The organism is Rhizobium sp. SU303 (assembly GCF_021052345.1).
Lineage (GTDB): Bacteria > Pseudomonadota > Alphaproteobacteria > Rhizobiales > Rhizobiaceae > Rhizobium > Rhizobium laguerreae.
Map to the genome: position 1 here is coordinate 2,353,678 of NZ_CP088095.1, position 11,537 is coordinate 2,365,214.

Consider the following 11,537-nt stretch of genomic DNA (forward strand, 5'->3'; position numbering starts at 1 on the left):
GCGCCCCTATATCGGCAAAAAAGCAGCCATGGTCTCGAAGCCGTCTTGCTAACCGAACTCTTCCGGAATTCAATAGCAACCATGTCGTTTCCACCACGAACGGAGGGGTTTTGTGGCCGATCTAGTCAAAGAATTGATATCAGGCGTCGTCGACAGCGTGCTGAAGGAGATCCTGAAGAAAACCACCGGCCGCGTCACGACGAAGCGCAGGAGGCGTAAGACACGCCCCGTCGCGACGACGACGGCAACGCGCAAGACGACCTCGGCCAAGGCCAAGCCCGCCCGCAAACAGGTCAGCAAGCGCCGCACCGCCGCAGGCCGCAGCCGCCAGCGTGGCAGCTGAGGCGAGCGGCAAAAACTCCGACCGTAACGCGACGGCAACAATCCTCAGCGAGGCCCAGCCCGAATTGGTCTTTTTTTGGTTCGGGCGGCTGGAATTCCTGCTGTCGCATGCTATCTAAAGGCAACGATTGAAACGGTGGGCCTTTAACCCGCCTGTTGAAAGGATTAGGTCCCATGAGCGGCATTCACGAATTCATCGACAACGAAATCAAGAGCAACGACGTCGTCCTTTTCATGAAGGGCACGCCGCAGTTTCCGCAGTGCGGTTTCTCCGGCCAGGTCGTGCAGATTCTCGATTACATCGGCGTCGACTACAAGGGCGTCAACGTGCTCGCCGATTCGGAAATCCGCCAGGGCATCAAGGAATATTCCAACTGGCCGACGATCCCGCAGCTCTACGTAAAGGGCGAGTTCGTCGGCGGCTGCGACATCGTCCGGGAAATGTTCCAGGCTGGTGAGCTGCAGCAGCACCTCCAGGAAAACGGCATCACGGTTCGCGGCGCCGCCTGACCGGTCACCGGACGTCCGCCCGGTTTCCAAATCTGTTTCTTGAGTTCGAGGCGCTGCGGCCAGCAGCGCCTTGACGTGTTTATGGGAATTTCATTGTGACAGATTCATCACAAGCCGTGTCCGCGGGCCGCATGCCCATGGGCAAGCGAGAATTCATCGCGCTTGCCGCCTTCCTGATGGCCATCAATTCGCTGGCGATCGACATCATGCTCCCAGCCTTGCAGCAGATCGGCGCGAGCCTCGGCGTCGAGAGCGAGAACCACCGGCAATTCGTCGTCTCCTCCTATCTGCTCGGCTTCGGCTGCGCCCAGCTTTTCTACGGACCGCTTTCCGATCGATTCGGCCGCCGCGCGCCGCTGTTGTTCGGTCTCGTCGTCTATATCGTTTCGGCCATCGGCATCGTCTTCGTTCCCTCCTTCGCCGGCCTGCTGGTGCTGCGCTTCGTCCAGGGCATCGGCTCGGCGGCCACGCGCGTCATCACCATCTCCATCGTCCGCGATATCTATGGCGGACGGCAGATGGCCGAAGTCATGTCGCTGATCATGATGGTCTTCATGATCGTGCCGGTCATTGCGCCCGGCGCCGGCCAGATCGTCATGTTCTTCGGCAACTGGCACCTGATCTTCCTCTTCATCGCCACCATGGCGACGGCGATTGCCGTCTGGGCCTATCTGCGCCTGCCGGAAACCCTGCATCCCGCCAATGTCAGGCCCTTCACCGCCCGCTCGATCTTCGGCGCCTTCAAGCTGGTGCTGACCAACCGCGTCGCGCTCTGTTACACCATTGCCAGCACCTTCATCTTCGGCGCGCTGTTCGGCTTCATCAATTCGGCCCAGCAGGTCTATGTCGGCATTTACGATCTCGGCGTCTATTTCCCCTTCGCCTTCGCCGGCGTGGCGATCTTCATGTCGCTGTCGTCCTTCTTCAATTCGCGATTCGTCGGCAAGCTCGGCATGCGCCGCCTGTCGCATGGCTCGCTCATCGGCTTCATCGCCATCAACACCATCTGGCTGATCGTCCAGATGGCCAGCACCGAGCCGATGCCCTTCGCTCTGTTCATCTCCTTCTTCGGCCTTTCGATGTTCCAGTTCGGCTGGATCGGCTCGAACTTCAATTCGCTCGCCATGGAGCCGCTCGGCCACGTCGCCGGCACCGCCTCCTCGGTCCTCGGCTTCATGAGCACGGTCGGCGGCGCCATTATCGGCGCCGGCATCGGCCAGGCCTTCGACGGCACTGCGCTGCCGATGGTCGCCGGTTATTTCACCGTGTCGATCATCGGGCTCGTCTTCGTGCTGATCGCCGAGAAGGGCCGCCTCTTCCAATCGCAGAACCCAGCCGTCTGAACGGCGGGCCTCATTCGCATCCGGGATTTCACCACATGACGCCGCCGCATAAACCGCACCAGGAAAACCAGGGCTCCCGCCGCATCGGCATGGGCTTTGGCGAATTCGTCGTTACCATCGCCATCATGACCGCCAGCGTCGCCATGGCGATTGACAGCATGCTGCCGGCATTGCCCAATATCGGCCATTCCCTCGGCGTCACCAATACCAACGACGCGCAGCTGATCATCGGCGTGTTCTTCTTAGGGTTCGGCGTCTCGCAGATCTTCTTCGGCAGCCTCTCGGATACCTTCGGCCGCCGCAACATCCTGCTCGGCGGCTTGGCCTGCTATATTGTCGGAATGTTTGCCGCCGCAGCGACCGGCAGCTTCGAAATGCTGCTCCTCATGCGTTTTGTCCAGGGTATTGGCGGTGCGGCCGTGCGCATCACCACCATGGCCATGGTGCGCGACTGCTTCGGTGGCCGCGAAATGGCCCGTGTGATGTCCTATGTGATGATCGTCTTCATGATCGTGCCGATCGTTGCCCCATCCGTCGGCCAGCTCATCATCCTCTATGCCAACTGGCACTGGATCTTCATCCTGCTCGGCATCATCGCCACCATCCTGTTCGTCTGGGGTCTCCTGCGGCTGAAGGAATCGCTGCCGCCGGAAGAGCGGCTGCCGCTGTCGGTCGCCTCTGTCGTGGATGGCTTCAAGACCGTGCTCACCAACCGCATCACCTGCGGCTACATGATCGGCCTCACCATGTTCACCGGTGTCATCAGCGCTTATGTGATCTCGGTGCAGCAGGTCTTCGGCGAGGTCTATGGCCTTGGCGACTGGTTGCCGATCGCCTTTGCGGCCACCGCCGGCGGCATTGCCGTCGCCAATTTCGCCAACGGCTTCTTCGTCCGCAAATTCGGCATGCGCCGCATCTCGCACACTGCCCTACTGATCTTCACGGCGCTGTCGGCTGCCGGCTTTTTCTATTCGCTGGCCGCCAAGCCGGATTTCGCCATCGCCTACGGCATCTTCACCATCGTTCTGATGATGTTCGCCGTGATCGCCACCAATTTCACCGCCATCAGCCTCGAACCAATGGGCAATCTCGCCGGCACGGCGACCGCCATCACCGGCTTCGTCTCGACGACCGCCGGCGCCATCCTCGGCGGCCTGGTCGGCCAGATGTTCAATGGCACGGTGCAGCCGCTCTTCGGCGGCTTCGCGCTCTTCGGCGCGGCGACGATCGCAGCCACGCTCTGGGCTGAGAACGGCAAACTCTTCACGCACCCGGGCGACAGTCCGCAATTCGATCCGGGTGCGGCGCATTTCTGAAATGGGATCATTGCTGGACCCGGCGGGTTTAGTTTGTTGACAAACGTTCTTCACTCGACGTCATCCTCGGTCTTATGCCGAGGATCTGCTGCATATCAACGAATTGCGGATGCTCGGGACAAGCCGAGCATGACGAAAGAGGAGTGGACAACTGTCTCAGCATTCTGAAGCTTACCGGACGGCAAGTTCAGACCGTGAAAACCTCACGCCGCAACACGTCCCATGAGGCCTTGTCGGGCGCGATCAGCAACCCGCCGTCGAGATGATGCGGCAGGTAGGGCGATCCGTCGAAGCGCGCCGCATAGGCGCCGGCCTCCTGCGAGATCAGAGTGCCGGCAAGGTGATCCCACGGCATCAGTTTGTTGTACATGAGGTAATGCACATGCCCGCCGGCAAAGGTGCGGTATTCGTGGGCGGCGCAGCGGTAATTGGTGAGGAAACGCACCTTGGCGAGATTGCCGAGGATCTCGGCCCGCTTCTCCTGCGGCAAGTAGCCGGTAGAGGCCATGCCGACCATCTGGTCGAGTACAACCGGCGCGGCCGTATGCAGCCGCTGCGCTTCGCCATCAGGTCGGCGCAGCCAGGCGCCGCCGCCTTTTTCCGCCATCACCCAGTCGTCGCCCATCGGATCGTAGATGATGCCGGCAACCGTCTCGCCGCCGGAGATGACGGATGCCATGACGCCGAAGGCCGGGATGCCGGAGGCGAAATTGAACGTGCCGTCGACCGGATCGACGACGATCGCGAGATCGGCATGTTCGAGGCTGTGGAGCAAATCAGGATCGGCTGCGACCGATTCTTCGCCAAGGAACAGTGCGCCCGGCCAGAGTTGCGCAGCTTCCGCTTTGATCATCCGTTCCGCCTGCTCATCGGCCTCGGTGACGAGATCGGTCGCCTCGCTTTTGGCGCGCACGTCGTTCTGGCCGAGCCGGCGAAAGCGTGGCAGGATCTCTGCCTTCGCCGCGCGGCGCAGCAGATCGGCAAGAACGGTCACGTCGACAGTCGCAATCATGTCAGATCCTTTAATTAAGCCTCACAGGGCCTTGAATCAGATGCCGACGATCTCGCGCCGAATGAGCTGCCAGCTCTCCTTGTCGGGCGCGGAGATGATACCTCCCACGGTCTCGCCGGGGCGATAGGGTGTGCCGTCGAATTTCGCCGTATGGCCGCCGGCCTCTTGATGCGCGAGCACGCCGGCCAGGTGATCCCAGGGCATCAGCTTCGCATGGCCGATGAAATGCATCTTGCCGGAAGCGACCATCCAATATTCGTAAGCCGAGCAGTTGAAGGCGAAGGTCATCCGTATCTTCGCCATGTTGGCGCAGATACGCGCGCGATCCGGTTCGTCCATGTGGCTCCATGAGAGGCCACCGACCATCTGGTTCAGGCTAGCAGGCTCGGCGACCTTCAGCTTTGTTGACTGCCCGTCCCGCCGCGTCAGAAAGGCGCCTGCCCCCCTGACCGCGGTCACCGTATCTCCGAGAACGGGATCATGAATGATGCCGGCGACCGTCTCGCCCCTGACTGTCGCCGCCAACATGGTCCCGAAGACGGGAAGCCCGGCGGCGAAATTGAACGTCCCGTCGACAGGGTCGATGACGAAGGCGAGCTCGGCATCGGCGAGGGCCGGCACGACAGACCGGTCGGCGTCATAGGCCTCCTCGCCGACGACGAGTGCTGCGGGAAAGCGCTCTCTCAGCGCCGCGGTGATCCGCTGTTCGGCAAGCAGGTCCGCCTGCGTCACCAGATCGATTGCCGAAGTCTTTTCCGAAACATCGGCAGCGCCGAGATTACGGAAACGCGGCATGATCTCGGCGCGCGCCGCCTCCCGGACGCAATCGCCGAGAAAGAGAATATCCTGATCTGAAATAGTCATGCGAAATCCTGTCCTTGATGCAATAGCCAGCCTGCTTAGCCGGCCTTTCATGAAGGATCGGTGACACCAAGGGTGGAAAAGTCGAAGAGTTTCGGGTCGAGCAGATGCGACGGGTTCACATGCGAAAGAGCCCGCAGCATCGTATCCTTGCGGCCCGGCATGCGCCGCTCGATATCGGCGAGCATATCCTTCATCGCATTGCGCTGCAGCCCGTCCTGAGAGCCGCAGAGATCGCAGGGGATGATCGGAAACTGCATAGCGGCCGCGAACTTCTCGAGGTCGTCCTCGGCAGCATAGGCGAGCGGCCGCAGCACCATCAGATCGCCCTCGTCGTTCAGAAGCTTCGCCGGCATCGAGGCGAGCCGGCCGCCATGGAAGAAATTCATGAAGAAGGTTTCGAGAATGTCCTCGCGGTGGTGGCCGAGCACCAGCGCATCGCAGCCCTCTTCCCGCGCGACACGGTAGAGATTGCCGCGGCGCAGCCGCGAACAGAGCGAACAATAGGTGGCGCCTTCAGGCACCTTCTCCTTCACGATCGAATAGGTGTCCCGATACTCGATCCGGTGGCGGACGCCGATCTTGGTGAGATAGTCCGGCAGCACGTGTTTCGGAAAGTTCGGCTGGCCCTGGTCGAGATTGCAGGCGATGAGCTCGACCGGCAGCAGGCCGCGCCATTTGAGGTCGAGCAGCAGCGCCAGCAGCCCATAAGAGTCCTTGCCACCGGAAAGGCCGACCAGCCAACGCTTCTGGCCCTTCAGCATGTCAAAATCGTCGAAAGCTTGGCGCACCTGCCGCAGCAGGCGCTTGCGCAGCTTGTTGAAGGAGACCGAGCGCGGTGCATCGGAAAACAGCGCATGGCCGCTGTTGTCGGCCTCGCCGGTTTCTAAATCATCAGCGATGTTGGCTGCGATATTCATTGCTTCGTCCTATCGAAGGTCCAGACCTGCCTTAGCAGAAAGCGTCCTGCCAACACAGCGTTCAATCGCCGAAAACCGACCAGCCGGTGCGTGCTGCAAGCATCTCCAGCGCCGCGGCGCCGAGCTGTGAATTACCGACCTTGTTCAGTCCCGGCGACCACACGGCGATCGAGGCAATGCCCGGCGCCACGGCAAAGATACCGCCGCCGACGCCGCTCTTGCCGGGCAGGCCGACATGATAGGCGAAGTCGCCCGAGCCGTCGTAATGGCCGCAGGTCAGCATCAGCGCATTGATGCGCCGCGCCCGCTTCGGCGAGACCACCGAATGGCCGGTCGTCGGATTGCTGCCGCGCGCCGCCAGGAACAGCCCGGCGCGGGCGAGCTGCTCGCAGCTCATCGATAAGGCGCATTGATGGAAATAGACGCCGAGCACATGGTCGACGGGATGGTCGAGATTGCGGTAGGCGCGCATGAAATTGGCAAGCGCGAAATTGCGGTATCCCGTCTGCGTTTCCGAGCGCGCCACCTTGTCGTCGATGGTGATCGACTCGTCATCGGCGAGGTAGCGCACGAAGCGCAACAGCTCACCGATTGCCTCGCGCGGCGCATGGCCAGCCATGACGACATCGCTGACGGCGATCGCGCCGGCATTGATGAAGGGGTTGCGGGGAATGCCGCTCTCGTGCTCCAGCTGGACGATCGAGTTGAAAGCCGATCCCGAGGGTTCGCGCCCGACCCGCTTCCACAGCCCCTCGCCGACCTTGCCGAGCGCCAGCGTCAGCATGAAGACCTTCGATATGCTCTGGATCGAGAAGGCGGTATCGGCATTGCCGACGCGATAGACTTTGCCGTCGACGGTGACGATCGCCATGCCGAACTGCTGCGGGTCGACCTTGGCGAGTTCGGGAATATAGTCCGCGACCTTGCCCTCGCCGATCCGCGGCTGGATATCGGCGTAGATGCTATCGAGGGTCGCCTGCAAATCTGCCATTGCTTCTCTCCAGATCGCAAAAAAGCCGCTCGAAAGAGCGGCTTTCCGTATATCGACGCATGCTGTTGTCTCGCAATCGGTTTCGACTGCGAGACAAATGCATTAACGCGAATAGAATTCGACGACCAGGTGCGGTTCCATGACGACAGGGAACGGAACGTCGCTGAGCGTCGGAACGCGGCCGAAGGTTGCGACCATCTTGTTGTGATCGACTTCGATATAGTCGGGAACGTCGCGCTCTGCGAGGCTGACGGCTTCCAGAACGATCACCAGCTGCTTCGACTTTTCGCGAACTTCGATGACGTCGCCGGCCTTGCAGCGGTAGGAACCGATGTTGACGCGCACGCCGTTGACCGAGACGTGGCCATGGTTGACGAACTGGCGGGCAGCAAAGACCGTCGGAACGAACTTGGCGCGATAGACGATTGCGTCGAGGCGCGATTCCAAGAGGCCGATCAGGTTTTCAGAGGTGTCGCCCTTGCGGCGGTCGGCTTCGGCGAAGATCGCGCGGAACTGCTTTTCGCGCAGGTCACCGTAGTAGCCCTTGAGCTTCTGCTTGGCGCGCAGCTGCACACCGAAGTCCGAAAGCTTACCCTTGCGGCGCTGGCCGTGCTGGCCCGGGCCGTATTCGCGGCGGTTCACCGGGGACTTCGGACGGCCCCAGATGTTTTCGCCCATACGGCGGTCAATTTTGTACTTGGACGATTCGCGCTTGCTCATCGTATTTCCTTTCAAAGGTTTATGACGGTTTGTTGCCAAACCGCACGAAGGAAACACGCCCTCCTCTGGTCTCTTCCAAGACCTGACAGGATGTTCCGGTTAGCGAACAGGAACGATCCACGGGACATGTCAAATGAAACACCGGACATTGCTGCCCGGTGCTTGCGGCGGTCTTTAGAGGGCCGTCATGAAAATGTCAACAGCGGCAAACCCCGAAAGCGCCACTATTCCGCCGCCAGCGGCTGGTCGCCGCCAGCATCAGGTGCGTTGGCGTCGCCCGGCGCCGTCTGGCAGTCCATATCAGGGAAAGCGACGATACGCTTGCCGGAAAAATCAGCGTGCACGACGATGATGCCCTGCTCCTCGAAATAGCCAAGCAGGCGCCGCGCGCGGCGGGCGGAATGGGTGCCATAGGCGCGGGCGATGCGGGCGTCCGACGGGCACGGCTCGCCGCAGACGGCGGCCTTGGCGAGCATCAGGAAGACGCCCTGCAGGTCGTCGGTGACACCTGAAGACAGCGACAGCGCCGTCGCCCAGGCATCGGTCGCGGCCGTTGCCACATCGACGCCGGAGCGCGAGATCGCGACGCGCCGGCGGAAATCCGGCAGCGCGATCGGCGGTCCCGGTACGCGGCGCATGCGCAGCCTTACCAGAAAGTCCTGGTAAAGCACCGAATCGGTGCGGAAAGCGGAGGTGGGATCGTCGAGTATTTCGGCAAGAACGCCAGCTAGGCGCTCCTCCCTCTCCTCGGGAGAGACTTCCACCTGGCTCGCCCTCGCCTCGGCAGGTACCGCCGGCGTCGAGCGCGAAAGTTCGGCCAGAATATCGGTCGTCGGCCGCGGCGCCGGCGGGGCGCGGCGCACGGGCGGGCGCTGGAATTCCTCCGGATCGGGTGTGAAGATCAGGTCCTCGACACCTTGCGGCGCGTCCGGCAGCGGCATCAGCTTCGGGCTGGAAGAGCGCGCCGAGGTCTCCACCGCGCCGATCTGGATCGGCAGCGGCCGGCGCGACAGCGCTGGTCCGAGAGCGACGAAATTGCCGCGCTTCAGGTCGCGAAACATCTCGGCCTGGCGCCGGTCCATACCGAGCAGGTCGGCAGCGCGCGCCATGTCGATATCGAGGAAGGTGCGGCCCATCAGGAAGTTCGAGGCCTCGGCCGCGACGTTCTTGGCGAGTTTGGCAAGCCGCTGTGTCGCGATCACGCCGGCAAGGCCGCGCTTGCGGCCGCGGCACATCAGATTGGTCATCGCGCCGAGCGACATCTTGCGCGCATCTTCCGAGACATCGCCACCGACCGATGGCGCAAACATCTGCGCCTCGTCGACCACGACGAGAACCGGATACCAGTATTCACGATCGGCATCGAACATGCCGTTGAGGAAGGCGGCGGCGGCGCGCATCTGGTCTTCGAGATCGAGGCCTTCGAGCGTTAGCACGCAGGAAACGCGATGCTGGCGAATGCGGTTGGCGATGCCCGCAAGCTCCGCCTCTGTGCGCTCACCGTCAATGACGACATGGCCGAATCTGTCGCTGAGGGTGACGAAATCACCCTCAGGATCGATGATAACCTGCTGCACCCATTGCGCCGATTGCTCGAGCAGGCGCCGCAGCAGGTGCGACTTGCCCGATCCGGAATTGCCCTGCACGAGCAGGCGGGTCGCCAGCAGCTCCTCGATATCGAGCGTCGCCGGGCTGCCGGACGCCAATCCCATATCGATGCCAACCTGCAATGCATATCCTCGCGGCGAAGAGACTCACATGAACGAAGCGCCATTCTTCCGAAACGGCATCGCCTCGTCTATCAAAGAATGCGCGGTTTTTCAGGATCGGATTTCGCCAACCCACAGGACAATTCCCGGCATCATCCGAGAAGCTGATCCATTGCCATGATCGTGGATATCTTCGCCGAGCTACGCCCTCAATCCGAACCCCTGCATCAGTCGCCGGGTCGCAAAATCGGGATTGCCCGAGGTGAGCACCGCGAAGTCGAAATTGTCGGGATGCACAGCGTCTGCGATCAGCGGCACCAGCGTGCGGGCGCGGCGGGCGATCGCTTCGGCGGGGTCAAGCCAGTCCACCGGCCAAGGTGCCAGTCTGCGGAATAGATTGGCCATGAAGGGATAATGCGTGCAGGCGAGCACGACGATATCGGTCTTGCGGCCTTCCTTCTCGACGAAACATTGGTCGATCTCGGCCAGCACGGCGTCGTCGGAGACGGCATCACCGCGAATATAGGCCTCCGCCATGCGCGCAAGGTTCTCCGAGCCGACGAGACGGACATGGCATTGCTGGGCGAAGGACTGGATGAGATCGCGGGTATAGGCGCGCTTGACCGTGCCCGGCGTCGCGAGCACCGAGACGAGGCCGGACCGCGTGCGCTCCGCCGCCGGTTTGATCGCCGGCACCGTGCCGACGAAGGTCATCTGCGGAAAGGCGGCGCGCAGATCGGCACCAACAAGCGTGAAGGCCGTGTTGCAGGCGATGATGCAGACTTCAGGGTCGTGCTCCGCGAGCAGCCGGCCGAAAAGCCCGATGATCCGTTCCTTCAGCGCCTGTTCCTCCCAGCCGCCATAGGGAAAGCCGGCATCGTCGGCGACATAGATGAAGCCGCGTTCCGGCATCAGCACGCGCGCCTCGCGCAGCACGGTCAGCCCGCCAATGCCGGAATCGAAGACGAGGACGGGTTTCAGCTCATGCGTCGGCGCTGTCATCTGGCGGTGTTTCCTTGGTCGCGGTCGGGAACCGGCCGCCGCGCGGGCTCTTGCGCGAGAAGCGGTCGAGGGAAGAGATGACGCCGCGCAACACGCTGATTTCCTGCTCCGTGAAAGCCCGGCGGGATAAGACAGCGCGCAGATTGTCGACCATTTTCGGCTTTTTCCCGGCGGGATGGAAATAACCGCGCGCATCGAGCGCCTCTTCCAGCTGGTCGAACAGGCCGAACAGCTGTTCCTTGGTCGAAGGCGTCTGCCCCACCGCCTGGAAGGGCACGGCGCCGAGATCCTCCATGCCTGATTTCATCCATTCATAGGACATTAGCAGCACCGCCTGGGCGATGTTCAGCGACGCAAAGGCCGGATTGACCGGAAAGGTGACGATCTCGTCGGCAAGCGCCACCTCCTCGTTGGTCAGCCCCCAGCGCTCGCGCCCGAAGAGGATGCCGGTGCCCTCGCCGGCGCGAAACCTCGCCCGGAGCGTCTCGGCGGCGATGATGGGCGAGCGGACCGGCTTGTAGCCGTCGCGCTCGCGCGCCGTCGTCGCGTAGACGAAATTAAGATCGGCGACCGCCTGTTCCAGCGTGTCGTAGACCTTGGTCGCCTCGATCACGTGATCGGCCTTGGAGGCGGTCGCCAGTGCTTTCTCGTTCGGCCAGCCGTCGCGCGGATTGACGAGGCGCAGTTCAGCAAGGCCGAAATTCGCCATGGCGCGCGCCACCATGCCGATATTCTCGCCCATCTGCGGCTCGACCAGAATGATCGCCGGCCCTTCGGCCAGAAGTTGACGCTCGCTGTTCGTGCCTGCCAT

General features: G+C 62.3%; 12 protein-coding genes. 4 read left to right on the forward strand and 8 right to left on the reverse strand.

The features are described 5' to 3' along the window. Positions 1-112 precede the first annotated feature (112 nt). From RlegSU303_RS11845 to RlegSU303_RS11860, 4 genes are all read left to right on the forward strand, one after another. Positions 113-343 (forward strand): hypothetical protein, encoded by a 231-nt coding sequence (locus RlegSU303_RS11845; protein ID WP_131718551.1) that lies wholly within the window; start codon positions 113-115, stop codon positions 341-343. 173 nt (positions 344-516) lie between these two features. Beyond that, positions 517-852, forward strand: a complete 336-nt coding sequence (gene grxD / locus RlegSU303_RS11850) for a Grx4 family monothiol glutaredoxin (RefSeq protein WP_017960646.1) — start codon at positions 517-519, stop codon at positions 850-852. 137 nt (positions 853-989) lie between these two features. Continuing rightward, on the forward strand, positions 990-2,195 hold the full coding sequence (locus RlegSU303_RS11855) for a multidrug effflux MFS transporter (RefSeq protein WP_131718552.1): 1,206 nt from the start codon (positions 990-992) through the stop codon (positions 2,193-2,195). A 35-nt stretch (positions 2,196-2,230) separates the two neighbouring features. After that, on the forward strand, positions 2,231-3,511 hold the full coding sequence (locus RlegSU303_RS11860; protein ID WP_131718553.1) for a multidrug effflux MFS transporter: 1,281 nt from the start codon (positions 2,231-2,233) through the stop codon (positions 3,509-3,511). Positions 3,512-3,698: 187 nt separating this feature from the next. Here RlegSU303_RS11860 and RlegSU303_RS11865 read toward each other — a convergent pair whose 3' ends face one another. The 8 genes from RlegSU303_RS11865 to RlegSU303_RS11900 all read right to left on the reverse strand — a co-directional run bounded on the left by RlegSU303_RS11865 (position 3,699) and on the right by RlegSU303_RS11900 (position 11,537). Next, on the reverse strand, positions 3,699-4,523 hold the full coding sequence (locus tag RlegSU303_RS11865) for an inositol monophosphatase family protein (protein WP_131718554.1): 825 nt from the start codon (positions 4,521-4,523) through the stop codon (positions 3,699-3,701). A 36-nt stretch (positions 4,524-4,559) separates the two neighbouring features. Continuing rightward, positions 4,560-5,387, reverse strand: coding sequence for an inositol monophosphatase family protein (locus RlegSU303_RS11870; protein ID WP_131718555.1), 828 nt, complete (start codon positions 5,385-5,387; stop codon positions 4,560-4,562). A gap of 47 nt (positions 5,388-5,434) precedes the next feature. Then, on the reverse strand, positions 5,435-6,304 hold the full coding sequence (gene ttcA, locus RlegSU303_RS11875; protein ID WP_131644182.1) for a tRNA 2-thiocytidine(32) synthetase TtcA: 870 nt from the start codon (positions 6,302-6,304) through the stop codon (positions 5,435-5,437). A gap of 61 nt (positions 6,305-6,365) precedes the next feature. Next, positions 6,366-7,295 (reverse strand): glutaminase, encoded by a 930-nt coding sequence (locus tag RlegSU303_RS11880; RefSeq protein WP_011652167.1) that lies wholly within the window; start codon positions 7,293-7,295, stop codon positions 6,366-6,368. Positions 7,296-7,397: 102 nt separating this feature from the next. Then, positions 7,398-8,015 carry a 30S ribosomal protein S4 gene (gene rpsD, locus RlegSU303_RS11885; protein WP_003540107.1) on the reverse strand — a complete coding sequence of 206 codons (618 nt, stop codon included), beginning with the start codon at positions 8,013-8,015 and terminating at the stop codon, positions 7,398-7,400. Between the two features lie 224 nt (positions 8,016-8,239). Beyond that, positions 8,240-9,745 (reverse strand): ATP-binding protein, encoded by a 1,506-nt coding sequence (locus RlegSU303_RS11890; protein WP_131644183.1) that lies wholly within the window; start codon positions 9,743-9,745, stop codon positions 8,240-8,242. Between the two features lie 180 nt (positions 9,746-9,925). Further along, complete coding sequence (gene murI / locus RlegSU303_RS11895; protein ID WP_094085845.1) at positions 9,926-10,726, reverse strand: glutamate racemase; 801 nt, start codon at positions 10,724-10,726, stop codon at positions 9,926-9,928. Next, positions 10,707-11,537 (reverse strand): RNA methyltransferase, encoded by an 831-nt coding sequence (locus RlegSU303_RS11900; RefSeq protein ID WP_231283812.1) that lies wholly within the window; start codon positions 11,535-11,537, stop codon positions 10,707-10,709. The genes murI and RlegSU303_RS11900 overlap by 20 nt, the downstream gene beginning before the upstream one ends.

What these genes read in the sequence shown, in the direction of transcription:
- RlegSU303_RS11900 (WP_231283812.1), bottom strand. Translation starts at nt 11,537, where the DNA reads ATGGCAGGCACGAACAGCGAGCGTCAACTTCTGGCCGAAGGGCCGGCG.
- grxD (WP_017960646.1), top strand. Translation starts at nt 517, where the DNA reads ATGAGCGGCATTCACGAATTCATCGACAACGAAATCAAGAGCAACGAC.
- ttcA (WP_131644182.1), bottom strand. Translation starts at nt 6,304, where the DNA reads ATGAATATCGCAGCCAACATCGCTGATGATTTAGAAACCGGCGAGGCC.
- RlegSU303_RS11880 (WP_011652167.1), bottom strand. Translation starts at nt 7,295, where the DNA reads ATGGCAGATTTGCAGGCGACCCTCGATAGCATCTACGCCGATATCCAG.
- RlegSU303_RS11870 (WP_131718555.1), bottom strand. Translation starts at nt 5,387, where the DNA reads ATGACTATTTCAGATCAGGATATTCTCTTTCTCGGCGATTGCGTCCGG.
- RlegSU303_RS11865 (WP_131718554.1), bottom strand. Translation starts at nt 4,523, where the DNA reads ATGATTGCGACTGTCGACGTGACCGTTCTTGCCGATCTGCTGCGCCGC.
- rpsD (WP_003540107.1), bottom strand. Translation starts at nt 8,015, where the DNA reads ATGAGCAAGCGCGAATCGTCCAAGTACAAAATTGACCGCCGTATGGGC.
- RlegSU303_RS11855 (WP_131718552.1), top strand. Translation starts at nt 990, where the DNA reads ATGGGCAAGCGAGAATTCATCGCGCTTGCCGCCTTCCTGATGGCCATC.
- murI (WP_094085845.1), bottom strand. Translation starts at nt 10,726, where the DNA reads ATGACAGCGCCGACGCATGAGCTGAAACCCGTCCTCGTCTTCGATTCC.
- RlegSU303_RS11860 (WP_131718553.1), top strand. Translation starts at nt 2,231, where the DNA reads ATGACGCCGCCGCATAAACCGCACCAGGAAAACCAGGGCTCCCGCCGC.